This is a genomic window from Dysgonomonas massiliensis, assembly GCF_900240225.1.
GTDB classification, from domain to species: domain Bacteria; phylum Bacteroidota; class Bacteroidia; order Bacteroidales; family Dysgonomonadaceae; genus Dysgonomonas; species Dysgonomonas massiliensis.
On sequence record NZ_OEPV01000008.1, the window covers coordinates 121,251 to 146,509 of the forward strand.

Here is a 25,259-nt window from a genome sequence, read left to right on the forward strand (position 1 = left end):
AATCTCTACGATTGCTTTTCAGCAGCAAGTCGTACCCAATTACGATAACCAAATATAGAAACAACAAAATAAACAATAAACAATATACCCGAAATGGGATCATCTTGCATAAACAATAACACTGCCGAAATTATATTCGCAGGAATCAGTAGCAACCATTGTTCAGCCCATTTCTGAGCAGCCATTGCCAAAGCGATTATATTAAGAGATGTTGAGAGTGAATCACCAATAATAATCTCGGTCTTATTATCTGTATATGTTGATAAAATATAAACCAAAGCAACACTAACGAGTAAAATACCTCCAACAACTAAAATAATTCTTCTTATTGGCATTCGCTCTATTGGTGCTGAATCTTTATTATCCTCTTTGGCTTTTCGATGCTTGATCATCCACGATAACCAGCCGTAAATTGATGCCAACAAGAAAAATATATAAATACCCATACTTGCATATAAGCTCGATTCGTAGAAAATGACAATATAAAATACAGTCATTAAAATACCTGCAGCCCACATCCAAATATTAGCTTTATACTCCAGATAAAGATAGATGAGTCCGAAAACGACTCCGGTAATTTGATACCAATGTGTAGATAAAAATTCCATCATTCGTCAAAGGTATCGAAAGTGATACTTTATACAAAGATTAAAATAAAATTTCTCGGCCTAAATACTAAATAAAAAGAGGCCGATTCTGATGAACCGACCTCCTTAATATCTAAAAATATATTATGCTGTTATATGCATTGCATCCAAAACAATCTTAATAAGGAACATCATCGACACAATAACAACTGTAATTGTTATGTCTTTAAATTTCCCTGATAATAATTTGATAAACACAAAGCTTAATACGCCAAACGCAATACCATTAGCAATACTGTATGTAAATGGCATCATTGCAATTGTCAAGAATGCAGGAAGCCCTTCTGACATATCTCCAAAATCGATCTTCATGACAGAATACATCATAAAGAATCCGATAATTATAAGCGGAGCAGCTGTTGCCTGAGCTGGAACAATACTAAATATAGGATGAAAGAACAATGCTAACACAAAGAATAAAGCTGTAGCAATAGCAGTCAAACCAGTACGTCCTCCGGCAGTAACCCCCGAAGCACTCTCAACATAAGAGGTAACAGTACTAGTACCGAATATAGATCCAATAGTTGTACCTATCGCATCTGCAAACAAGGCTTTTTTCATTTGAGGAAAGTTACCATCTTTATCAACTCCACCAATTTTACTCATTACAGCAATCAGTGTTCCTACTGTATCAAATAAATTCACTAATAGAAGAACGAATACTACTATCAACATATCTATTGATAAAACATTTGTCCATTCAAATTGGGCAAATATAGGTTCAATCGATGGTGGTGTCGAAATTATAGCTCCTTGCGGAAGACTAGCTTCACCTAGAATGAATCCAAAAATTGTTGCTGCAACAATACCTAAGAGCATTGCACCCTGAATATTCAATACGTACAATACAACTGTAACAATCAAACCAACCAAAGCAATCCATACTCCTGGCATCGAGAAATCGCCAAGAGAAATAAATGTTGCTGGATTAGAAGTTACAATACCTGCATTCTTGAATCCTATGAAAGCAACAAACATACCAATACCAACTGGTATAGCATTCTTCAGAACAGCAGGGATACTTTTTATTATCATCTCGCGAACATTCAGGAATGTAAGGATGATAAAGATTATACCTTCAAGAAATACTGCAGTCAGGGCAAATTGCCAAGTACATCCCATTGCACCAACGATAGTGAATGCAAAAAAGGTGTTTAGCCCCATACCCGATGCCTGAGCAACCGGTAAGTTAGCTAACAAGCCCATCAATACAGTAGCTACGATAGCACCTAGTGCTGTAGCTGTAAACAAGGCATCCTTATCCATTCCTGTTGTACCAAGAATATCAGGATTTACTACCAATATGTACGCCATTGTAAGGAAAGTAATCAATCCTGCAAGGACTTCCTTTCTTACTGTTGTACCATTTTCCGAGAGTTTAAAAACTTTGTCTAGCATATTTTCTTATCGAATTAAAAATTCCATTTAGCTGCAATTGTCGGATTCACATAACCTCTATTTTTGATATAGAAGTTATCTGTAATTTCGATTTCTGTTCCAAACGACAAATTAGAGTTTACATTATACCAGAACTGAGGTTCTGCAATAATCACTACTTTTTTACCACTTTTCCAGCCTTCTTTAGATTTATTTTTATTCTGAGACCAAACATCCAGGAAGCCGCTCACAGTCAATTTGTCATTGAAAAAGTTTGCTCCCCATGAAATAGTCCACTGTACATCATGACTCGTTTTGTCGAATGCCTGAAGCTTGTATGCCACGTATGTATTGAAATTAAATTTACCTACGGCAAACGGATAAGAAATACCTCCTAAGTATGCATTCTCAATACTATAACCACCTTCTCCAAAATTTTTACCCAAACCTCCATTAAACTCAACGTGAGCTTTGATTGGAAGCTTTCCTAAATTTTGATCACGAGCAATCTCAGCATATGCCAAACCAATGTTTCCTTTCTCGATGTTAAAGTCCATATCGACAAACATAAAAGTAGAACCCCATTTGTCTGCTTTGAACATTTCGAATGTTGCAGTTGCATAATTTTTACTAAAATTATCCTTTCCTTGGATAGCTCCGCGTGGATCAAAGTGTAATTGTAGATTCTGAGCAAATAGCGAATTAACCCCTATTGCCAGCAAAAAGAGAGATAAAAGTACAGATTTTTTCATGAAATATTTTTTTAGAATTTTAAGAAGTCGCAAAGATAGTATAATTGCTGATTATCGCATATAATGATAAAAAAATTATAAAATTATAGTGTAAAATTCTCTATTACCACAACTTCAATCATAGCATATCAAAATGACAAATACATATATCAAAACAATCTATTTCCTTTATAATTCATAGTACTTTTATAATTTATGGCACAGTTATTGAAACTGATAGGATTATTATTATTTTTGTTATAGTTGATTTAGACTATCAAATTAAGAACCCAAAAATCAAACATTTTAAATTATGGAGAAAAATTTATCTTTAAAAGATGCAATAAAGCTTAGACGGACTTACTACAGCATTGACAACAAAATTACTGCAAGTGATAGCGAATTACAAGATATCATTGAATTTGCAATTACGAATGTTCCATCAGCATATAACTCTCAATCATCGAGAATAGTCTTATTATTGGGTGATGAACACAAAAAGCTATGGAGTATAGTAATGGAGACATTAAGAAAAAAAGTACCAGCTGATAAATTTCAATCAACTGAAGACAAAATAAATAATTGCTTTGCATCTGGGTATGGAACAATACTTTTTTATGAAGATCAAAATGTAGTTAAAGGTCTTCAATCAACGTTTCCGAGCTATGCCGACAAGTTCCCCGAGTATTCGGAACACACAACAGCTATGCACCAGTATGCAATCTGGATGTTACTTCGTGAACAAGGTATTGGAGCATCATTACAACATTACAGTCCTATCATTGATGCCGAAGTCGCTGAAACATGGAACATTGACTCGAGTTGGAAGCTAATTGCACAAATGCCATTCGGAAATCCGATAGCTGATCCTCTTGAAAAATCTTTTTCATCATTAGAGGAGAGAATAAAAATATATAAGTAAGTAATTATTACTACCAGTAAAGCCATCTTAGAACAGAATCTAGGGTGGCTTTATTAGTTATACAACAATGGAATATTAATTTATAACCAACAAACGCATAAAATATTTACAAAATGAGATAAACAATACAAATAAATACCTTATTTTTGCCTAACACTTATAATCAAACATTCATTTTACTATTTTTTAACATCATTTAGATACGAACAAAGTAACATCCAAATAAAATTAGAACAATAAATAATATCAAACACCAGAAAACATGTTAATTCAACTTTTATTTGTCTTAGTAGCTATAATCATTGGAGCCCGTATTGGAGGTATTGGGCTTGGAGTGATGGGTGGACTAGGACTAGCTATTCTAACTTTCGTATTTGGCCTTCAACCGACAGCACCTCCAATAGATGTTATGCTTATGATAGCAGCAGTGATTTCGGCTGCAGCATCAATGCAAGCTGCTGGAGGTCTTGACTATATGGTAAGAATAGCCGAGAAACTTTTAAGAAAAAATCCATCTAAGGTAGTATGGTTAAGCCCTCTAGTTACTTACTTCTTTACTTTCGTTGCCGGAACAGGGCATGTTGCATATTCAGTTCTTCCGGTAATTGCCGAAGTAGCTAAAGAGACTAAAGTAAGACCCGAACGTGCACTAGGAATCGCCGTAATCGCTTCGCAGCAGGGAATTACTGCCAGCCCAATATCAGCAGCAACAGTAGCCCTCTTGGGCCTTTTAGCGGGATTTGATATTACATTATTCGATATTTTGAAAATATCTATTCCTGCAACTCTTATCGGCGTATTGGTTGGTGCATTTTCATCAATGAAAGTCGGCAAAGAACTTGTTGATGATCCTGAGTACCAACGCAGATTGAAGAATGGAGAAATCACAACTTCCAACTCAAATGCTCAAGCTGAACAAAATGGTTTTAAAGCAAAATTATCGGTTGCCTTATTTATCCTTGCAGCAGTATTCATAGTTCTGTTCGGATCTATAGAAAGTATGAGACCAACTTTTATGGTCAGTGGCGAACTTGTAACACTAGATATGCCATATCTAATCGAGATAATAATGCTGAGTACTGCAGCATTGATATTGCTTTCAACAAAAACCAGTGGAATGAAAGCAGCACAAGGATCAATCTTCTCTGCAGGTATGCAGGCCGTTGTAGCCATTTTTGGTATCGCTTGGATGGGAGATACATTTATTAATGGCAATATAACAGAGTTAACAGCATCGATAAAAGATATAGTTACTGCAATGCCATGGCTATTTGGAGTCGCTCTGTTTGCGATGTCCATACTATTATACAGTCAGGCTGCCACAGTGAGAGCTGTGGTTCCTCTTGGAATAGCCTTAGGTTTGAACCCTTATCTGTTAATAGCGCTTTTCCCTGCCGTAAATGGTTATTTCTTTATACCTAACTACCCTACTATCATTGCTGCTATCAATTTCGATCAGACTGGCACAACCCGAATAGGTAAATACATATTAAACCATTCTTTTATGATGCCGGGGCTGATAGCTACAGCTGTATCGATAGGAGTCGGATTGTTACTCATACAAATATTCTAAATATTAAATACCCACTATTTAAAAAGAAACTATTATGAAAAATTTAAAATCATCAATGCTAATTATAGCATGTATGTTTTTTGCAATTACAAGTCTAGTTGCTCAAAACAAGCCCAAAGTTCACATCCTTGCAACTGGCGGAACTATAGCCGGTGTTGGTACTTCTTCTACACAAAGTAATTATACTGCTGGCCAAGTAGCTATAGGCACACTGCTCGATGCTGTTCCAGTAGAAGACATAGCAGAAGTTACTGGAGAACAAGTTGTAAGAATCGGATCGCAAGATATGAACGATAGCGTATGGCTTACATTAGCAAAACGCATCAATGAGATACTAAACAATTCTGATGTTGACGGTATCGTTATTACTCATGGAACAGATACTATGGAAGAAACAGCATTCTTTTTAAATCTGACTGTAAAAAGCGACAAACCGGTTGTATTGGTAGGAGCTATGCGTCCTTCAACTGCCATTAGTGCTGACGGACCAGCAAATCTATACAATGCTGTAGTGGTTGCCGGAGCTCAGGAATCTAAAGGTAAAGGTGTAATGGTAGCTATGAATGGCAAAATTGTTTCAGCTCGCAGCGTTTTAAAAACCCACACGCTAGATGTCGAAACATTCAAAGCTGCTAACAATGATGCTTTAGGATATATTTATAATGGTAAAGTATTCTTTACTTCAACTTGTACTAAAAAACACACCACATCTTCTATTTTTGATGTTACAAACCTGAACGAGCTTCCAAAAGTTGGTATCGTTTACAGCTATTCAAACATTGATGCAGATATGATTAAACCTATGCTTGGAAATGGATACAAAGGAATTATACATGCAGGTGTAGGAAATGGTAATATCCACAAAGATATTTTCCCTATATTGGAAGAAGCTCGCAAACAAGGTATTCAAGTTGTACGTTCATCGCGTGTACCAACAGGACCAACTACTCTCGATGCTGAAGTAAATGATGCTGAATACCAATTCATCGCATCTCAAGAGCTTAATCCTCAAAAGGCAAGAGTTTTATTGATGCTAGCTCTTACAAAAACAACTGATTGGCAAACAATCCAATCATACTTTAACGAATACTAATTTTCAAGTACCTAATTAATACTTAACCTTATGAACATATTAAAAAGAGTTTCTATCCTCACATTGGTATCTTTAGCTAGCTTTTCGCTATCGGCACAGCAAGAGGACAACTATGAAAAAGAGCCAACGGTACTTGAACGAGTTCTAAACTTGGAAACGAAACAAGATAAGTTCAAGCTGTATTTGAATATGAATGGATCATTCAATGCAGACTTTAAAAAAGGTCATTTTGATCAAGGTAAATTTCATATGCGTCAATTACGTATTGAAGCAAAGGGCAATCTTACCGATTGGCTATCATACCGTTATCGCCAGCGTTTGAACCGAGGTAATAATCCAGGAAATAATATCGATAATATGCCAAAATCAATTGATATAGCGATGATTGGTGTAAAATTGAATGATAAATTCTCAATTCAAGCGGGTAAACTATGTTCTGCATATGGCGGTATCGAGTTTGATCTAAATCCGATTGAGATTTACGAATATTCGGATATGATAGAATATATGAGTAATTTCTTGACTGGGGCAAGCTTCATATATCATCCAAACGCGAACCATGAATTTCAATTTCAGGTCTTAGATAGCCGTAATGGAGGAACTATAGCTGAAGAATATGGCGAAGAAAATGCAAATGTTAAAGATTCAAAATTGCCTTTACTATATACATTAAATTGGAATGGTAATTTTAACAATGTTTTCAAGACACGTTGGTCAGCATCGGTTATGGACGAAGCGAAAGACAAACAAATGTATCATTTTGCATTTGGTAACCAGTTGAGCTTAGACAAATTTGGTGCTTACTTCGATGCGACATATACAAAACAGGCATTAGACAGAAAAGGCATTTTATCAGAATATTCTCGTCGAAATACAGAGTATCTAGCTTTGGTTTTGAATATGAATTATCGTTTTACAAAAAATTGGAATGCTTTTGTACAAGGCATGTATGAAACAGCTTCTTTCTATAAAGATTTAGATATCCGAGTTAGTTCAGATGAGATATTGACAATAGAGAAAGGTAAGTATCGTACAGCATTGGGCTATATGGCTGGTATAGAGTATTATCCTATGGAATCGAATCTACACTTCTTTTTGACATACGTAGGACGTGCATATAAATATACAGATAAAGCTTATATAAAGGATGCGCAAACTACTAATACCAACAGAGTATCAGTCGGATTTATATATCAACTACCAATGTTTTAAATAAAAAATTTCATTCTAATTTCTATTTAAGTTTTGCGGCTGTAGTCTTTAATAACTACAGCCGCTTTTTACAAATTATACTAGCTGCATTCTCCAATATTTATTCAAAATTTATAACTCTCTTTAAATCATAATAGAATCAAGATACACGAAAAAAAGCTATCTTTGCTTCGTAAAAGAATAAGTTAAGAAAGAATGGTCAATACAAAAGAACAATTCGATCACGTAATAGGTATTTGTCGCTCACTGTTTTCAAAAAAATTGAAAGACTACGGTGCATCATGGCGAATACTTCGTCCTCAATCGGTTACAGATCAAATTTTGATTAAAGCAAAACGTATCCGTAGCTTAGAAGAAAAAGGTGTAAGCAAAGTTGATGAAGGAATTATGCCTGAGTTTATCGCTATTGTCAATTATGGTGTAGTCGGCTTAATCCAACTTGAGTTAGGATTTACCGATAGCATCGATATCGATACCGAAAAGGCAATGGAACTATACGATCGTTATATAAATGAGACAAAAGAACTAATGTATGCTAAAAACCATGATTACGATGAAGCATGGCGTTCGATGCGAATAAGTTCTTATACGGATCTGATCTTAACTAAAATATATCGCACCAAACAAATAGAAGAAAACAAAGGGCAAACGTTGGTATCAGAAGGTGTAGATGCTAATTATATGGATATGATAAATTATTCATTATTTGCTCTGATCAAGATGGAATTTCCAGATGAGTGATAGTATCGTCGCGATGAACGAAAACAAAGCTAAACATGTTATATCTAAAATAATAGTGGAATTATCCCGTATCATTTTAGGTGTAACTTTTGTATTCTCTGGTTTCGTAAAACTTGTCGACCCATACGGTACAGCATACAAAATTGAAGATTATTTCTCAGCATTTGGATTGACTATACTCAACCCATTATCAATGCCAATATCTTTTCTTCAAAGTTCTATCGAATTTGTTATGGGTGCCTTTCTTTTACTGGGAATATATCGTAAGATAAATTCACGTCTACTACTATATGTCATGATATTCATGACGGCATTAACTCTTTATCTTGCAATAGCAAATCCGGTCAAAGATTGTGGTTGCTTTGGTGATGCTCTGATTTTAACTAATTGGGAAACATTCTATAAGAACATTGTTTTATTGATATGCTCAATCGTTATCTATTTTAAATATGAGAGTATATCTAATTTTTATACAGGCAGAACTTATTGGATGGCATTCCTTTATATCGTATTTTTCTCTTTAGCATTCCAAGTATATAATTATGTCTACGATCCAATCATAGATTTCCGTCCATATAAAATTGGCAATCATCTTCCTGATTTAATGAAAGTGGAAGAAGGGAAAGAACCTATAGATGAATCAATACTGATATATGCAAAAGATGGTGTAGAAAAAGAGTTTTCGCAAGATAACTTCCCTTGGGAAGATTCGACTTGGACTTTTGTTCGAATGGAAACAAAAGTCATTCAGGAAGGGGAAATTCCGCCGGTGCATGAATTTGTTATTAATCGCCTTATTCTTAATGAAGAAAAGAATGATTTTATTGGACAAAACGATATTACAGAAACAGTTTTATCCGATACAAACTATGTTTTTTTGATGGTTTCCCCATCGTTGGCAGATATGGATAAAACCTATTTGTCGAACTTTGAAGATGTAATGAATTATGCAGATGAATATCATTATAGATTTTATTGTTTAACAGCATCTATTACCGCGGACATTGTGACGTGGGAGCGAGAAAATGCGGTTGACTTAAACTTCTGCCAAGTAGATGAAAGAACATTAAAAACCATTATTCGTACAAATCCAGGACTTGTCTTATTAAAAGAAGGTACTGTGATAAATAAGTGGGCTGATATAGAGACACCCGCCGAAGAGAATCTTACAGCCCCACTCGATCAATTGTCATATAGCCAAATGATAGATGTAAAAAAAGCAAATAAGGAGAATATTATATACATATCTCTGATTTTCATACTACCTTTGTTGCTCTTCAAAGGATTCGATTTACTTCTTTTCAGAAAAATTTCCGTTGACGGAACAACAAAAAGAGTAATCAAGAAAGACAATAACAAACTAGAAGACAAATAATTATTATAAACCAATAAATATAAATCAATTTAAAAGTTATGAGAAAGAATATTGTAGCTGGAAACTGGAAGATGAACAAAAATCTTCAAGAAGGTGTTGAATTTGCAAAAGAACTAAATGCAGCTCTTGCTGCAAAAGGAAATCTAAATTGTGATGTTGTGATCGGCACACCATTTATCCATTTGGCAAGTGTAGCTTCAGCTATAGATACAAATAAATTAGGAGTAGCAGCTCAAAACTGTGCTGACAAAGTATCTGGAGCATATACAGGTGAAGTATCAGCAGAGATGGTTGCTTCAACAGGTGCAAAATATGTAATCCTAGGTCACTCTGAACGTCGTTCATACTATGGCGAAACAGATACTATTCTGAAAGAAAAAACAGCTCTAGCTCTAGCTAACGGTTTAACTCCAATCTTCTGTATTGGTGAAACTAAAGAAGAAAGAGAAGCAAACAAACATTTCGATGTAGTTAAATCACAAATCGAAAATGCACTGTTTAATCTTTCTGCCGAAGATTTCTCAAAAATTGTATTAGCATACGAACCTGTATGGGCAATCGGAACAGGACTTACTGCTTCTTCAGCACAAGCGCAAGAAATCCATGCTTACATCCGTCAAACATTGGCAGATAAATATGGAAAAGAAGTAGCTGACAACACATCTATCCTATACGGAGGAAGTGCTAATGGAGGCAATGCGAAAGAATTATTCTCTTGTCCTGATATCGATGGTGGACTTATCGGTGGAGCTTCTCTTGCTGTAGATAAATTCATGGATGTTATCGCTGGATTCGATAAATAAGTAGATATAAATAGGGACAAACTTCGAATAAGAAGAGGTTTGTTCCTATATTTTTTTTCAGGCAAACTGCCTATATTTTTGCAATACTAACTCACTCTATATGAAAAAAATATATTGTATCCTCATTATGATCTTAAGTGTATATCAGCTAACTTATGCACAAGAAGTTAGATCGATAATTGATGACATAAATACACCTAAGAGAGGACAAGGATCAGTACGTGTTCTTCAGGATGAAAGTATAGATGGCCTATTAGGTACTTATTTCGTTGCAGATAGTACAAATAGGAACTATGACAATACACCCTACGTAAGATCGAAAGGCTACAAAATACAAGTTTTTTCGGGAAACAATCAAGCTAAATCTAAAGCTGAAGCTCAACGCAAATATAGAGAGGTTAAGAATGCTTTCCCCGAGTATGAAGTTGTAATCAACTACAACGAGCCTTTTTGGCGTGTACGAGTAGGAAACTTTATCACACGTGATGGTGCAGAATTAGTATTAAAAGAGCTACGTCAGAAATTTCCTTCTTTCGGAAAAGAAATGACAATAGTTGAAGATATGATCAAACGCCCATCTTTCTAAGATACTAATAGAATTATTATGCAGGAAATAAAAGACGATAGTACAACAAATCTATTATCTGGCCATTATAAAGAAGCTCTTCAATTATTAGGAGAGGATGTTAATCGTGAAGGATTATTAGATACTCCTACACGAGTAGCAAAAGCAATGCAATACCTAACCAAAGGGTATAAAGAAGATCCTGAGGCTATCTTACGCAAAGCTCTATTTAAAGAGGATTATAGCCAAATGGTTATTGTTAAAGATATTGATTTCTATTCTTTATGCGAACATCATATGCTTCCCTTTTGGGGGAAAGCTCATGTTGCTTACATCCCGAATGGATACATAACAGGACTAAGTAAAATTCCACGAGTAGTAGACGTTTTTGCTCGTAGATTACAAGTACAAGAAAGACTTACAACTCAGATCAAAAGCTGTATTCAAGACACACTAAATCCTCTTGGGGTTATGGTTGTAATTGAGGCGCAACATATGTGCATGCAAATGAGAGGAGTTGAGAAACAAAACTCAACAACTACTACATCTGATTTTACAGGTGTTTTCAATCAAGCAAAAACACGTGAAGAGTTTATAAATCTCATCAAATAATCTGATTAAAAAATGATAATAAGTAAAAACCTATTTAGAACATTCTGAATAGGTTTTTATATTGTATACTATGCAATTCAACTAGGGAGATTAAATAACTTACATGAATTCTCCGATGTCGTACGAATAACTTCTTCTTCTGTTGTCTGAAATATCTCTGCTAATTTCGTCACTACATAAGGTAGGTAAGATGGTTCATTACGTTTACCTCTATTAGGCATAGGAGCCAAATATGGAGCGTCAGTCTCTAAAATTATATTTGACAGATCAGTCTCACGTAACACCATCGGTAAAGTGGAGTTTTTAAAAGTCACTATACCGTTTACACCAATCTTAAAATTGCCCAACTCAAGGATATGACGTAACTCTTCTGTATTTCCACCGAAGCAATGAAAAACCCCTCTTAACTTATCAGCACCAACATTTTTAATACAACGAATTAATTCAGGTATACAGTTGCGAGAATGAATCGAAACTGGCAAATCGAATTCGATACTCCATCTCAATTGCTCTTCGAATGCCATCTTCTGTTCCACTTCATATTGCGTATTCCAATACATATCTCCACCGATCTCCCCAATAGCTACATATTTGTATTTCGTATTATCAAGGTTAGCTCTTACTACAGCTAAATTTTTTTTCCAATTTTCATCAACGCTTGTCGGATGAAGCCCCATCATAGGTAAACAAAATTCCGGATTATTATCTACAGATTTATGCAATTGATCTATTGACTCAATATCTATATTGGGTAATAAAATATACTTAACTCCTGATTTTTTAGCTCGTTCAATAACAGCAGCATAATCTTCCTCAAAATTGGGACCGTAAATGTGCGTATGGCTATCTATCATATATGTTATGTGTTAGGTTAGTATTCTGTTTTATTTTATGTATTCGAGATATGTTATAGGTTTTTCTGTTTTTCACTTTTTCTTAAATAATAAACTATTCCATACTCTTTGCAAGTTTGAATACGGATTTCGCCTTCTAAATAGGCAAATGCAGCTTCTATTTCGTTCCAAAGCGAACACAAGGTCTGATCTATAGAATCTCTTTGTTGACTAAGAATTTCTAATTGACGAGTTGTTATATTTTGAAATGTTTTTTGATTAAAATAGGCTTCTTTGAATTGAGAGAATGCTACGTTAACACGTGCTATCGTAGGATTGTAAATTGGCGTGCCTCCTATTTGCATTCGCTGACTTTCTCCCTTCAAAACATTTTCACCCCAAGTCAGGATAGATTCGTTACTTGATAAGTCTGGAACAGCATAGCTATCTTCGCTCAGTCCATAGAAAGGCTTTACCTCTTTCTTTATCTCGTTACGAATTATTGCAAGATTCAAAACCTGAATGAAATGAGATATATAGAGTCTTGCATTTTTTACAAGTTTCTGAAACTTCTGATTCTCCGACACTTGTTTACCTAAGCTCTGACGATACATAATCTGAGCATTCTCAAAATTACGCAACATTATTTCGAGAGTCTGCACATCATATTTTATTAATTCTGAATTATCACTCACCTTAAGCTTATTTATAGCTGTTTTAAGGGATCTAATCCGAGCGTTATCAGTATTGGGTAATCTCCGGTAAGGCATTGTGTAGTAGCATTTAATAACTTAATTAAGATTTTCTGAACATTAGATTTTCAGCAAGTAGATACAATGCTTTTTTACGCTCTTTCAACACTTTTACTTCATCTAGGTGCTTAATAGATTTCAGATAATACTCTTGTATTAAATTTTCTGACTGCTCCTTTAATCTCAGTTTGCTGTATATAGCCCTTACCGCCTCAATCTTCTCATTTTCGTCAAATTCTGATTTATTGATCCAAGAAATTAATTCCTCTCGTGACTCATCTTTTGACAAAGCACTGATAAGTAGATAGGTCTTTTTATTACATAAAATATCGCCACCTATTCTTTTACCAAAACTTGCTTCATCTCCATATACATCCAATAAATCGTCTTTCAATTGAAAAGCCAAACCTAAATTTATACCAAATTCGTATAAATTAGACAAATCCGTTTCTGGAGCATCACAAATTATCGCTCCTTCTTTCAAAGCACAGCCTAGCAATACTGCCGTTTTGAGGCGTATCATCTCAATGTATTCTTCGACAGTAACATCCATGCGCTTCTCAAAGTCCATATCGTATTGCTGTCCACGGCAAATATCAGTAGCCATTATCGAAAACTGATCTAGTATAACTTTAAGATATTTTCCCTCTACTTTTGCTATTTCTTTATATGCTTCGATTAACATAGCATCGCCAGAAAGAATAGCCACATTATCAGTCCATTTTTTATGAACTGTAGGCTGTCCTCTTCGTATATCAGCACGATCCATCAGATCATCATGTAATAAAGTGAAATTGTGGAATATTTCAATGCCTTTAGCAATAGGCAAAGCGCGTGATACCTCATCGCTATATAAATTACAAGACATAAGGGCTAGAGCCGGACGTACACGTTTACCGCCTAATCCCAAAATATAACTTATTGGCTCGAACAATAAAGAAGGTTGATAACCTTCATAATTTATTGCTGCAATCTCGGTATTAACTTTATGGAGTATTTCGTCGAATGTATATATTGATTTCATCTTGATTCTACTATATTGTTATTATACCCCAAATCTATGGGTAAATCGCTTCAAAAGCTATAAGACAAAGATAATTGTTTTAGCCAAAGACACAAAAAAATGAATTGGGATTCATTATATTAGGACATATTTGACTAATATTATATGCCTTAAATTCATTTTTTATTACCTTTATTCTAGATTCTTAGAAACGAAATTAATCAAATATATTCAGATGAAAAAAATAGCATTGATAACAGGTGCAACGGCTGGAATAGGTGAAGCTATTGCCAAAAGAATGGCTAAAGAAGGCTGTAAAATTATTATTACGGGTAGACGCAAAGATCGCTTGGATAAGTTAAAATCCGAAATCGAAACTATATATAAAACGGATGTTATTACACTCGAATTTGATGTACGTCAATATACGGAAGTTGAGCATGCTATTACTTCTCTTCCTGAATCTTGGCAAGATATAGATATCCTTGTCAACAATGCAGGATTAGCTGTCGGACTCAATCCGATTCACGAAGGAGTAGTCGATGACTGGGAACGTATGATTGACACTAACATCAAAGGGCTGCTATATGTTACGCGCGTAATAACTCCTAGAATGGTAGCACGTAAATCGGGACATATAGTCAACCTGTGCTCTATAGCGGGAAAAGAAGTATATGCAAACGGTAATGTTTATTGCGCTACCAAACATGCGGTAGATGCATTGACTAAAGGTATGAGAATAGATCTCCTACCCTACAATATTCGAGTAACACAAGTTTGCCCGGGAGCGGTTGAAACCGAGTTTTCTCTGGTTCGATTCAAAGGTGACAAAGATCGTGCTGATAAAGTTTATCAAGGTTTTACTCCATTAGACGCAGACAATATAGCTGATGCAGTATATTATGCAGTATCGCAGCCGGCACATGTCGATGTACAAGATATGTTAGTTCTTTGTACAGCACAAGCCGGAGGCACAATATTTCATAAGAATCAATAACCTGACAATCAGATATCTGAAAATAAAAAGTAACAAAGGTAACAGAAGTTCACAAGTTTAGCATGAATCATTCTGTTGCCTTTTTTCATCCAAATTTCAAAATCATAGTATAGATAAAATTATTATAATACCCTTAAATTTCAAACAGAACTCATAAATCGTCACATTATCTATCTTATCTATTCGAGAACTAAAAAAGTTATCTCGAAATACGAACCTAAATTTCCATAGTCAACAATATTAGTCTATTTTTGTACTCACAAAATCAGATAGACAAAAGATGAATTTTTTCGAACTACTTTCATACGATTTTTTTCAAAATGCACTTATCGGTAGCCTTTTGGCTAGTATTGCTTGTGGCATTATAGGGACATACATAGTTGTCCGCCGATTGGTTTTTGTCAGTGGAGGTATTACACATGCGTCTTTAGGCGGTATTGGTATTGGCATCTTCGCCGGAATAAATCCGATATTTACAGCCTTGTTATTTTCTATATTGTCTGCTTTTGGCATCGAATGGCTATCCTTGAAACAAGGAATACGTGAAGATTCAGCTATTGCTGCATTGTGGTCGTTGGGAATGGCAATAGGGATTATTTTTATATACATGACACCCGGATTTGCAACAAACATTTCGGACTACTTATTCGGAAATATTCTTACGATATCACAACTCGATATTATTTCTTTAGCTGTTCTATCATTAGTATTGATAGTTCTATTCGTCCTTTTCAGACGCGAAATACTATATACGGCTTTTGATCCGGACTTTGCTAAAACACGTAACCTACCTGTCAACTTCATCAAATACACTATGATGATGTTTATAGCCATTACAATAGTTATGTCGATCCGTTTAGTAGGCATTGTACTTCTGATGTCTATACTGACAATACCGCAGATGACAGCCAATTTGTTCACTTCAAATTTTGTGAAAATGATTTGGCTTTCCGTTCTTATTGGTTTTATAGGCTGTATTGTTGGTCTCTTTCTATCAGCACTATTGGATGTTCCATCCGGAGTTTTTATAATTTTCACACAGATCGTAGCATTTCTAGTCCTACGATATGTTGTTAGATTGGTACAAAAAAGGAAACAGCTTTCTAGCCTTTAATAATTGTTTTTAATTTTATATCCCTTACCGTAGATTTTCGGAACAGTAATGCTCCGATACAAATACCGATAGCCAGTGTAAATAGCAATGACATTGTCAGCATCAAGTTATGCGACATTTCTATTAATACCGAAGGATCATTTTCAGCTCCTTTTAAGTCAATTAAACGGATTCCGCTCATCATCGTACGATAAGCATACAAACCAGGAATCATGGTTATACATGCCGGCATAGTAAAAACTACGGGAGGGCTTTTCACAATCTTCGAAACCCATATTCCGGTAAGACCAACTATAACTGAACCCACCAGTGTAGCTGTGATCAATCCCATATCCAGCTGAACAAATACAAAACGTATACTATGCCCTAATCCTCCAAGTAAACCTGCAACCAATAACAATCTACGAGGTGAACCGAAAAGTATCCCCCATCCTACAGCAACAATAAATGCAATAGAGAAATCTATTAAGACATTGACGAATGTTAGTTCCATACTCGTTTAATTAAAATTACTGATTCCTAAAATAGTTATGCACAAGGTCATACCACTGGCAATACATAGAAGAATAAATCCTGCAAACAAGGCTCGATTGATAGATGATGATAAATAACCTTCTATCAAGTCAATTACAGTATTAACAAGCGGGACTCCAGGTATCAAGTACAAAACAGCGGTAGCCATTGCTGCTTCAGGACGAACTCCAAAGCCATTTAAATATCCGAATCCTGAAATCAATGTTGTTACAAAAGCCGCTAATGCAATTGATATCATTGCATTAAATTTCCATTTAGCTATCTGGTATTTTACAAGATAACCTACTGAAGCTCCAGTGAAAGCAACCAGAATATTGTAAATATCTCCTAAAGCAAATGCACACAATCCAGAGCAAGAGAAACCTACAGCTAGAGTAATTAACCATGTAGGATAAGTTGGCTTTTGCTTTATTTTCTGAAAATTTTCTTCTACAAAAGTTATCGGAAGCTTTTCTTCATGCACTTTCCAAGACAAAGCAGATATATCTGTCAATACTGATAAATGGACATTATGTTCGGGAGATGTTTTATAACTAGTTACCGAATTATCGGGATTATTCAAATCTTTTACCGTAACCTGCAACCCTTTAAATGAAGGATTTAGATCGATCGAATAGTTCCACACTATAGCCATACGCGACAAGTTACTCGATAAACGACCACAATGAGCGCCCGAGGCTAACATATACGTCCCCATGTCGAGAATCAAATCGGCTACACGTTGTGCTGATGCTCTATTTTCTAGTTCTTGTAATTTGTCTTCTGTATTCATGTCTCAAAAATGACTACAAAGATATAAAACTTAGTACTAAATCGGATGCAAATATTTGTATCCATTCGTTTAAACTTATACTTTTGCATTAAAATAGCAAATCACAATGACCACACAAGCTAAGAAAATACATATTATTATTAATCCAGTTTCAGGAACTACCAGAAAGAAACTTGTAGCTGAAAAAGCTAGAGAGATTTTAGACCCTGAGCGTTTTGATATCCAGGTAGACTTTACCGAATATGCTGGTCATGGCTTCGAATTAGCATCTCAAGCAGCAGCCGATGGAGTCGATTATGTAGTTGCTGTAGGTGGAGATGGTACTGTCAATGAAATTGGACGCGCCCTTCTGAATACCAATTGTGCCATGGGAATTATCCCTCTTGGATCGGGTAATGGATTAGCACGCGATTTGCATATATCTACTAATCTCGAAAAAGCTCTTTCCATCATCAACAAAGAAAAAGTGATTACAATGGACTATGGAAAAGTAAATGATAACATATTCTTTTGCACTTGTGGTGTAGGATTTGATGCTCAAGTGGCCGGGAAAATAAAAGGGCTTAAAGACAGAGGATTGAAGATGTATATGGAAACGATGACCACTACATTTTTCAAATATCACCCAGAAGAATATGAAGTCGTTACCCCTCAAGGGACTATACGAGATAATTTTTTCCTCGTAACATGTGCTAATACTGGTCAATATGGATATAATGCATATATAGCTCCTCATGCAGATGTGCAGGACGGCCAACTTAGTATATCTATTCTGAAACCCTTGAATATATTAGATACTCCAATTCTAGGCTTGCAGATGTTTAGCAAAACTCTGGAAAAGAATAAAAAACTCATATCTTTCAAAACAAATGAGATTACTATTAAACGTGCATCTAGAGGTCTGATGCACATTGATGGAGATGCCTTGATAATGGATAAAGATATACATGTAAGGATTTATCCTAAAGGATTGAAAGTTCTAGTTCCATAAAATAAAAGCCGATCAAAATTGATCGGCTTTTATTTTAATTTATTTCTTCGAATATTCTGAGAATTCACAGCCATAGGTATCTACTAAGAAATTATCCAATTCATCAGCTTTTATAGCCATATTCACGATATTTTTCCGTATTTCATCTTTATAATCTGTAAATATGTCTGCAATAAATATCCTATATGACAAAAATATTTGACTTTCGTCTAAAGCCAGTTGATAAGGCTGAATAGGATCGCTCAACAAATAAGTCAATACTGGTTCAAGATCTTTTTTAGGTAAGACATTTATCGGAGAAGTACAAAATAAATAATTTCGCTGATAAACAAACATTCTTATCTCAGAACTTCCTTTATGAAATTTCCAATATTCATATCCCTGACGTGCCAGTATAGGATTTATGCCCATTTCGCTAATAGCTTCTTCGCAGAATGTTGCAAGATCTGTCAATCCACGAGCATCAAAAACCTTATCCGGCAGTTTGTTTCCGCAAGAAGGGCAGAAATTTTCTTCAGTAAAGATAAATTCATCACAACTTGAACATTGAACATTAAATTTAGTTCTATCCAGTTTATCTATATCAACAATAATCTTCTTAAGGTCTGCAACGGGAATACCGAATCCCATATTATCAGCATCTTTTATTTTACTTACGGTTATAGCTATCAATTCCTGCTTTTCATTGAACATTGGGCCACCACTATTACCCGGATTGACAGCAGCATCAGTTTGAATAAAATAGTTTGATTCCATCAATTGTTTGGGAGAGGATACAGTCCCCTCTGTTACAGAGAATGGCATGCCATAAGGATATCCTGCGACATTAATCTTTTGTCCAATTACAGTTTCATCTACATCCGATAATTTTATTTCGGGCAATGATTCAAAGTTACCATCTGCTGCCAGAAATGCGATATCGCGCGATGTGTTTACCATGATGACCTTAGCCAGATATGAATTTTTCTCATCATCTTGAATACCAACTTCACGATATCCATCTACGACATGGTAATTTGTTACGAATAAATTATATTTTTTCAGATAGAAGCAACTACCCGAACCTCCTGCATGATTTACTTTAAAAACTGCATCGTATATATTATTATGAGCCATAATTCTAAACTATCTTGTATTATTATTTCTTTTTACCAAACAATCCTCCAAACAAAGAGCTAACCGCGTCTTTGAGACTACCTCCACCGATAGGTGTCGATAAATTACCTTCCATAATGCTTTTTACCGCACGAAACTGAATCGAAGCGGCTTCTGACCATGGCTTAGCAGACGATTGTGTGAGGGCATTAACGACCAGTTTATTGACATCGTCTTGTACATCGTTATTGTAATACATATTGTAAAACTGGTAAGTCATCATAACAGTCGAAGCCATATAGTCTTCTTGTTCCATATATTTAGACACAGTCTCATATAAACCTTTGAAGTTATCCTGAATATTCGTTAAGGTCGATCTACGTTTTGTCGAGACGAAAGTTTCTACATAATACATATCTTTCGATAGCTCTTCTTTAGACATTGCTTGAATACGATCGACAAGCTTACGAGCAATATTTACAGTTTCAGACAATGGTATATCTTCCCGATCAAGATCTTCGATTGCTTTATTTATATCATTCAGCAATTGACCTTGTGGATGGGCATAATACAAGATTTTTAACAATGTACTGGCTACGATGTTCCATGCATATCCATATTTACGCTCACTTTCAAAATATTTAATGCCCGTATTACATTCTTCACAGCTCTGCTGAATTACACTATATACTGCATCCAGAGTCTTGGCATCATAAGGAGTTATCTTTGGCTCATAGATACGTTCAGCTCCAAACTTCGTAGCGAACTCATCATCGTATTCATCTCCTGTAGCACAAATCTCCCTTAAGACGTAATATAGTTTATATGGATTCGCCAATGCTAATGGGCATGAATATTCAAATAATAGGCGTTCATTTTCCAATTTGATATGAGCCATATCAATGTATCTGAAATTCAGGGTAGCTGTTTGACGGAGCAATGGGACTCTATTCTTGTCTGGTAATTTCAAAAATGGAGCTGTAACGATTAACTGATCATCAGTCAGCTCAATATTTACTAATACCGATCCATGCGGAACACTAAAGCTATTATCTTTTTGATATTTAGTACGAATATCAGGATTTATATAATCCAACAACAATAGAAAAGATTGTTTATAATCTTTTTTCTCATAAGCATCAACACTCTTATCGAAAGCATCAAGATTAATTTTACTCTCGGTAGATTGGATTATTGAAGGATTAAAAGTAAGAGTCTGCTTCATATTTATAGATGTGTAATATTGTATAGTCTAAAAAACGTATTATTAGGGCCTCATAATCGAATAAATGAGACTAAAACAAATATACAATAAATTTAAGCTTTTTAGCTTTTTGTGAAGCATTCTTTTATTAGCTGATCAGTCCCCAGCCAAATCTATTTCCTTTTAGCTTTTTCAGCTGACGAAGAAGTATTCTATTTTCAGGATGCTCGAGCTGAGGATCAGAGTCTAATACTTTCTCAGCCACTTTTCGTGAATATTGCAAGATATCCGAATCACGAACGATATTAGCTATACGTAGATTAAATGGGATTCCGCTCTGTTGAGTTCCGTCTAAATCGCCGGGCCCACGAAGTTTTAAATCGGCCTCAGCTATTTCGAAACCATCATTGCTCTCGACCATAATCTCCATACGTTTACGTGTATCTGCCGACAATTCGTATGGTGTCACCAAGATACAATATGATTGATCGGCTCCACGCCCTACCCGACCACGCAATTGATGTAGCTGGGATAGTCCAAAGCGTTGAGCATCCTCGATAACCATTACTGAAGCATTAGGAACATTAACTCCGACTTCGATAACCGTTGTAGCAACCATTATTTGAGCTTCGTTACGGACAAAACGTTGCATCTGCTCTTCTTTTTCTTTAGGCTTCATCTTTCCATGAACTTTGCAGACTGTATATTCTGGAAATACCTCTCGAATATGGTCGTATCCGTTTTCGAGATTCTTCAAATCTATCTTTTCGCTTTCTTCTATCAGTGGATAAACAATGTATACCTGACGACCTTCTTGCAGTTGACGACGTATCGATTGATACAAAGTTCCACGCTTTTTGTCATACTGATGGATAGTCTGAATCGGTTTTCTTCCCGGAGGTAGTTCATCTATAACCGATACATCCAAATCGCCATAAACGGTCATAGCCAATGTACGTGGTATAGGCGTAGCTGTCATTACCAAAATATGTGGAGGTTGTACGTTTTTAGACCATAGCTTAGCCCGTTGAGCAACACCGAAACGATGTTGTTCGTCGATGACAACCAATCCTAGATTCTGAAACTGTACAGTATCTTCGATAAGAGCATGTGTACCAACTAGAATCTGCAATGTTCCATTAAGTAAATTCGCATGAATACGTTCTCTGTCTGATTTCTTGGTCGAGCCAGTTAATAGCTCAACATTAACATTCATGCCCTTCAGCATATCCTGAATAGTGATAAAATGCTGAGTAGCCAATATCTCGGTTGGAGCCATCATTGCTGCCTGAAAACCATTATCTATAGTTATCAGCATCAACATCAACGCAACCAATGTCTTCCCGCTACCAACATCTCCTTGCAACAAACGGTTCATCTGCTCGCCAGTTGCCATATCCTGTCTGATCTCTTTGATTATGCGCTTCTGAGCATTAGTCAATTCGAATGGAAGATTCTGCGAATAAAAATTATTTAGATAGTCGCCCACTCTAGAAAATATCAGGCCTTTAAGCTTCGATTTTCGATCGGATGTATATTTTAAGATATTAAGCTGAATATAAAACAATTCTTCAAATTTCAATCGAAATTGTGCTGCGCGTAACAATTGTGCATTCTCGGGAAAATGAATATTGCGTAAAGATTCTTTCAAGCCCATCAGATTGGCTTCTTTAAGCACTTGGGCCGGCAATGTTTCTATCAGTTGAGACGAAAACGATGAGAAAGCCGACATCATCATCTTCTGTATAGCTTTCGAATTGAGAAAATGTTTTTTCATTTTCTCAGTTGTATTGTACGCTGGCATCAAGCCTATATTCCGCGAATTCTCGTCAATATAAGGATCTATCTCGGGGTGAGCAATATTGAACTTATCTCCAAATCGCGTTGGTTTACCAAATACTATATAGGGTACAAAAGTTTTATATTTATCTGCTACAAATTTACCTCCTTGAAACCAGACTAATTCTATGAAACCCGTTCCGTCGGTAAAATGAGCGACTAGTCGCTTATTCCGTCCTTCACCTATTGTCTCGAATAGTGTAATATGTCCTTTCAACTGAATATAAGGCATAGCCCCATCTATTTCGTGAATGAAATAGATACGACTTCTGTCAATATATTTATAAGGGAAATAATGTAGTAAGTCTTCGACCGAAAAGACATCAATCTCTTTATTCAGAATTTCGGCCCGTTTAGGTCCTACTCCCGGTAAATATTTTATATCAGTTTGTCCGTAATCTGCCACGTTTTTTTAATTGCTTTCCGACTATAAAGCAAAAATACATATAATTTCGTAAGATAGAAAACTATCTAAAATGTGGCATTATCGGAAGCATATAATATACACTCACAACTTGTCCATTTTGCTTCCCTGGAATCCAATCAGGCATATTATTGATTACATCTAAAGCCGCAGAATCACATTTAGGGTGCATACTCTTTAATATTTCAGCATTTATTACTTTTCCGGATCGATGAACGACAAAACGAATTATCATACGACCTTGTACACCACTCTCAATAGCTTCATCGGGATATTTCAAATTCTTGCTGATATAACTATACATCTCTGCTTCTCCGCCAGGAAATTGAGGCATTTGTTCAACCATTCTATAAACCTTTGTCGTATCAATGGGTTCTAAATTTACAATAATCTCTTCTATAGGTTCTATTTCTTCAGGAACTAGCAATCCTATATTGGGAAGTAAAGAATCTGCAACAATCAATGAATCTATTTGATTTGTCAATTCTAAGGAATCTGATTTTATCTCAATCTTTTGTTCAGCTTGAAACTCTTTAGATGTATTTTTACTTGTACAACTAAATACAGATAAGGATGAACAAATCAGGCAAATATATGATAGTATATTTTTCATAAGTCAATATTTTAAGGTCACCAATACATCGTACTACATATGATAAAGATATACATTTTTACATCCAATAAAAAGAGGTTGTTCGAATCAAACAACCTCTACTGCAATATTATTCTTGTACTTCTTTAACTTCCTTATCTTTATCCAATTTGAAAATTATTGGAATTGTAAAGTAGACTGCAACCTCTTTCCCATTTTGTTTCCCTGGAGTCCATTTAGGCATCATCGAAATTACCCGAAGCGATTCAGCATCACATGCCGGATCAATCCCTCTCAAAACTTTTGGCTCTATTACATTTCCCTCTTTGTCTACTACAAAACGTATAATTACTCGACCTTGAATATTCGCTTTTTCCGCTGATTCAGGATATTTCAGATTCTCACCAATAAATTTGAACATTTCATCTTCACCACCTGGATAACGAGGCATAATCTCTACTGTTGTAAAAGGTCTGTCCTGCTGATTAGAGTCAGAATCAATCAAAATAGATTCTTGCTTAACTTCTTCATTCGAATTTAGTGGGGTCGAATTGCTATTATCTTGAAGTGCTCCAGACAATGAGCAATTGATGAGTAATAATCCTGCTATTAATGGCAAGGACAATAGATACTTGGCCGATCCAAATATGGATGTTTTTTGTTTATTCATCATGGCAATTCGTTTTTTGAGTTGTGATACATTAAAATTATTTATGAAAGGTATACCTGTATTATTATTTATCGTTTGTAGTAAAGTATATTGGTATTTATAGCTATCGTATCCATTGTTGACGACACCTCTATCAGCTAAATACTCTAAATTGGTTTTCATCTCACTACGAATCATCCAGACAATAGGATTCCACCAAAAGACGATACAAGTCAATTCTATAAGAACGACATCGATAGAGTGAAACTGCTTTGCATGCTCTTGTTCATGAGCAATTACCTCATCATTCTCAATGTCACCTTCTGGATGGTTTAAGAAAATCCAATTGAAAAAGGAGAACGAAGAAGAAGATTTCTCTACTAGATATATGTACTGATACTTATCATCACTTTTTTGCTTCAAACCTTTTTTAAGACGTATAAGACTGAATACCTGGAGAAGAAATCTTAGTAGTAATATTGATGAGATAAAAAATATGACTCCTAGTACTATTTGCAGCAATGAAAAATCAAAAACATTTCCGTAGAAACTTGATTCGCTAGCTGTATTTGCTGTGACAATTGCAGCCGGTAGAAGAAATTCGGGCAATGCGCTGTACTGTTCTTGATTTAGCTGAATATTTATAAAAGGAAAACTAATCGAAAACAAGATGATAGCCAAGAAATAAAACCGTCTGATATTTAACAGAGTATCATTCCGAAAGCACAGTAAATATAATAAATAGAAAACGACAAAAGACAATGAAGCTTTCAGTAGATATGTAATAATTTGTGTTTCCATATTCTCCG

Annotated in this window: 25 protein-coding genes; 12 read left to right on the forward strand and 13 right to left on the reverse strand. The window is 35.4% G+C overall.

Annotated elements, in window-relative coordinates; all coding sequences use genetic code 11:
* Positions 1–5 precede the first annotated feature (5 nt).
* The 3 genes from pnuC to C1A06_RS09655 all read right to left on the reverse strand — a co-directional run bounded on the left by pnuC (position 6) and on the right by C1A06_RS09655 (position 2,776).
* Entirely contained in the window at positions 6–611 is a 606-nt protein-coding gene (gene pnuC / locus C1A06_RS09645; RefSeq protein WP_101690054.1) for a nicotinamide riboside transporter PnuC, read from the reverse strand.
* A 120-nt stretch (positions 612–731) separates the two neighbouring features.
* Positions 732–2,045, reverse strand: a complete 1,314-nt coding sequence (locus C1A06_RS09650) for an NCS2 family permease (RefSeq protein WP_101690055.1) — start codon at positions 2,043–2,045, stop codon at positions 732–734.
* A gap of 14 nt (positions 2,046–2,059) precedes the next feature.
* Entirely contained in the window at positions 2,060–2,776 is a 717-nt protein-coding gene (locus tag C1A06_RS09655) for a DUF5020 family protein (RefSeq protein ID WP_101690056.1), read from the reverse strand.
* A gap of 292 nt (positions 2,777–3,068) precedes the next feature.
* Here C1A06_RS09655 and C1A06_RS09660 point away from each other — a divergent pair, with 292 nt between their 5' ends.
* The 9 genes from C1A06_RS09660 to folE all read left to right on the forward strand — a co-directional run bounded on the left by C1A06_RS09660 (position 3,069) and on the right by folE (position 11,651).
* The gene (locus C1A06_RS09660) at positions 3,069–3,677 is read left to right on the forward strand and encodes a nitroreductase family protein (RefSeq protein ID WP_101690057.1); all 609 of its coding nucleotides are present in this window, start codon (positions 3,069–3,071) and stop codon (positions 3,675–3,677) included.
* Positions 3,678–3,939: 262 nt separating this feature from the next.
* The gene (locus C1A06_RS09665; RefSeq protein ID WP_101690058.1) at positions 3,940–5,250 is read left to right on the forward strand and encodes an anaerobic C4-dicarboxylate transporter family protein; all 1,311 of its coding nucleotides are present in this window, start codon (positions 3,940–3,942) and stop codon (positions 5,248–5,250) included.
* Between the two features lie 55 nt (positions 5,251–5,305).
* Positions 5,306–6,343, forward strand: coding sequence for an L-asparaginase 2 (gene ansB / locus C1A06_RS09670; protein WP_370738367.1), 1,038 nt, complete (start codon positions 5,306–5,308; stop codon positions 6,341–6,343).
* A 30-nt stretch (positions 6,344–6,373) separates the two neighbouring features.
* Positions 6,374–7,555, forward strand: a complete 1,182-nt coding sequence (locus C1A06_RS09675) for a porin (protein WP_101690060.1) — start codon at positions 6,374–6,376, stop codon at positions 7,553–7,555.
* Between the two features lie 195 nt (positions 7,556–7,750).
* The gene (locus C1A06_RS09680) at positions 7,751–8,296 is read left to right on the forward strand and encodes a DUF1599 domain-containing protein (RefSeq protein ID WP_101690061.1); all 546 of its coding nucleotides are present in this window, start codon (positions 7,751–7,753) and stop codon (positions 8,294–8,296) included.
* On the forward strand, positions 8,289–9,671 hold the full coding sequence (locus tag C1A06_RS09685; protein ID WP_245872040.1) for a BT_3928 family protein: 1,383 nt from the start codon (positions 8,289–8,291) through the stop codon (positions 9,669–9,671). The genes C1A06_RS09680 and C1A06_RS09685 overlap by 8 nt, the downstream gene beginning before the upstream one ends.
* 38 nt (positions 9,672–9,709) lie before the next feature.
* Positions 9,710–10,474, forward strand: coding sequence for a triose-phosphate isomerase (gene tpiA / locus C1A06_RS09690; RefSeq protein WP_101690062.1), 765 nt, complete (start codon positions 9,710–9,712; stop codon positions 10,472–10,474).
* Positions 10,475–10,574: 100 nt separating this feature from the next.
* Positions 10,575–11,060 carry an SPOR domain-containing protein gene (locus C1A06_RS09695; protein WP_101690063.1) on the forward strand — a complete coding sequence of 162 codons (486 nt, stop codon included), beginning with the start codon at positions 10,575–10,577 and terminating at the stop codon, positions 11,058–11,060.
* Between the two features lie 18 nt (positions 11,061–11,078).
* Positions 11,079–11,651, forward strand: a complete 573-nt coding sequence (gene folE / locus C1A06_RS09700) for a GTP cyclohydrolase I FolE (protein ID WP_101690064.1) — start codon at positions 11,079–11,081, stop codon at positions 11,649–11,651.
* A gap of 77 nt (positions 11,652–11,728) precedes the next feature.
* On the opposite strand, the gene C1A06_RS09705 is transcribed toward folE, so the two are convergent.
* The 3 genes from C1A06_RS09705 to C1A06_RS09715 all read right to left on the reverse strand — a co-directional run bounded on the left by C1A06_RS09705 (position 11,729) and on the right by C1A06_RS09715 (position 14,251).
* Positions 11,729–12,505: a TatD family hydrolase gene (locus tag C1A06_RS09705; RefSeq protein WP_101690065.1), complete on the reverse strand. Its 777-nt coding sequence runs from the start codon at positions 12,503–12,505 to the stop codon at positions 11,729–11,731.
* Positions 12,506–12,558: 53 nt separating this feature from the next.
* Entirely contained in the window at positions 12,559–13,179 is a 621-nt protein-coding gene (locus C1A06_RS09710; protein WP_245872041.1) for a hypothetical protein, read from the reverse strand.
* A gap of 100 nt (positions 13,180–13,279) precedes the next feature.
* On the reverse strand, positions 13,280–14,251 hold the full coding sequence (locus tag C1A06_RS09715) for a polyprenyl synthetase family protein (protein ID WP_185116837.1): 972 nt from the start codon (positions 14,249–14,251) through the stop codon (positions 13,280–13,282).
* Between the two features lie 223 nt (positions 14,252–14,474).
* On the opposite strand from C1A06_RS09715, the gene C1A06_RS09720 reads away from it, so the two are divergent.
* The gene (locus C1A06_RS09720; protein ID WP_101690068.1) at positions 14,475–15,236 is read left to right on the forward strand and encodes an SDR family oxidoreductase; all 762 of its coding nucleotides are present in this window, start codon (positions 14,475–14,477) and stop codon (positions 15,234–15,236) included.
* A 280-nt stretch (positions 15,237–15,516) separates the two neighbouring features.
* Positions 15,517–16,350 (forward strand): metal ABC transporter permease, encoded by an 834-nt coding sequence (locus C1A06_RS09725; protein WP_101690069.1) that lies wholly within the window; start codon positions 15,517–15,519, stop codon positions 16,348–16,350.
* On the opposite strand, the gene C1A06_RS09730 is transcribed toward C1A06_RS09725, so the two are convergent.
* Together C1A06_RS09730 and C1A06_RS09735 are read right to left on the reverse strand one after the other, a co-directional pair.
* The gene (locus tag C1A06_RS09730) at positions 16,340–16,843 is read right to left on the reverse strand and encodes a threonine/serine exporter family protein (protein WP_101690070.1); all 504 of its coding nucleotides are present in this window, start codon (positions 16,841–16,843) and stop codon (positions 16,340–16,342) included. The two genes, C1A06_RS09725 and C1A06_RS09730, sit on opposite strands and share 11 nt — an antisense overlap.
* A gap of 6 nt (positions 16,844–16,849) precedes the next feature.
* The gene (locus C1A06_RS09735) at positions 16,850–17,656 is read right to left on the reverse strand and encodes a threonine/serine exporter family protein (RefSeq protein WP_101690071.1); all 807 of its coding nucleotides are present in this window, start codon (positions 17,654–17,656) and stop codon (positions 16,850–16,852) included.
* A gap of 106 nt (positions 17,657–17,762) precedes the next feature.
* Between C1A06_RS09735 and C1A06_RS09740 the strand changes: the two genes are divergently transcribed.
* On the forward strand, positions 17,763–18,647 hold the full coding sequence (locus C1A06_RS09740) for a diacylglycerol/lipid kinase family protein (protein WP_101690072.1): 885 nt from the start codon (positions 17,763–17,765) through the stop codon (positions 18,645–18,647).
* 39 nt (positions 18,648–18,686) lie between these two features.
* On the opposite strand, the gene C1A06_RS09745 is transcribed toward C1A06_RS09740, so the two are convergent.
* The 5 genes from C1A06_RS09745 to C1A06_RS15065 form a co-directional block, all read right to left on the reverse strand.
* Positions 18,687–19,763: a trypsin-like peptidase domain-containing protein gene (locus C1A06_RS09745; RefSeq protein WP_101690073.1), complete on the reverse strand. Its 1,077-nt coding sequence runs from the start codon at positions 19,761–19,763 to the stop codon at positions 18,687–18,689.
* Between the two features lie 22 nt (positions 19,764–19,785).
* Complete coding sequence (locus C1A06_RS09750) at positions 19,786–20,967, reverse strand: type III secretion system chaperone family protein (protein WP_101690074.1); 1,182 nt, start codon at positions 20,965–20,967, stop codon at positions 19,786–19,788.
* A gap of 127 nt (positions 20,968–21,094) precedes the next feature.
* Positions 21,095–23,191 (reverse strand): ATP-dependent DNA helicase RecG, encoded by a 2,097-nt coding sequence (gene recG / locus C1A06_RS09755; RefSeq protein WP_101690075.1) that lies wholly within the window; start codon positions 23,189–23,191, stop codon positions 21,095–21,097.
* Positions 23,192–23,252: 61 nt separating this feature from the next.
* Positions 23,253–23,822 (reverse strand): energy transducer TonB, encoded by a 570-nt coding sequence (locus C1A06_RS09760; protein ID WP_101690076.1) that lies wholly within the window; start codon positions 23,820–23,822, stop codon positions 23,253–23,255.
* A 109-nt stretch (positions 23,823–23,931) separates the two neighbouring features.
* The gene (locus C1A06_RS15065; protein WP_159461401.1) at positions 23,932–25,251 is read right to left on the reverse strand and encodes a M56 family metallopeptidase; all 1,320 of its coding nucleotides are present in this window, start codon (positions 25,249–25,251) and stop codon (positions 23,932–23,934) included.
* Positions 25,252–25,259: the final 8 nt, after the last annotated feature.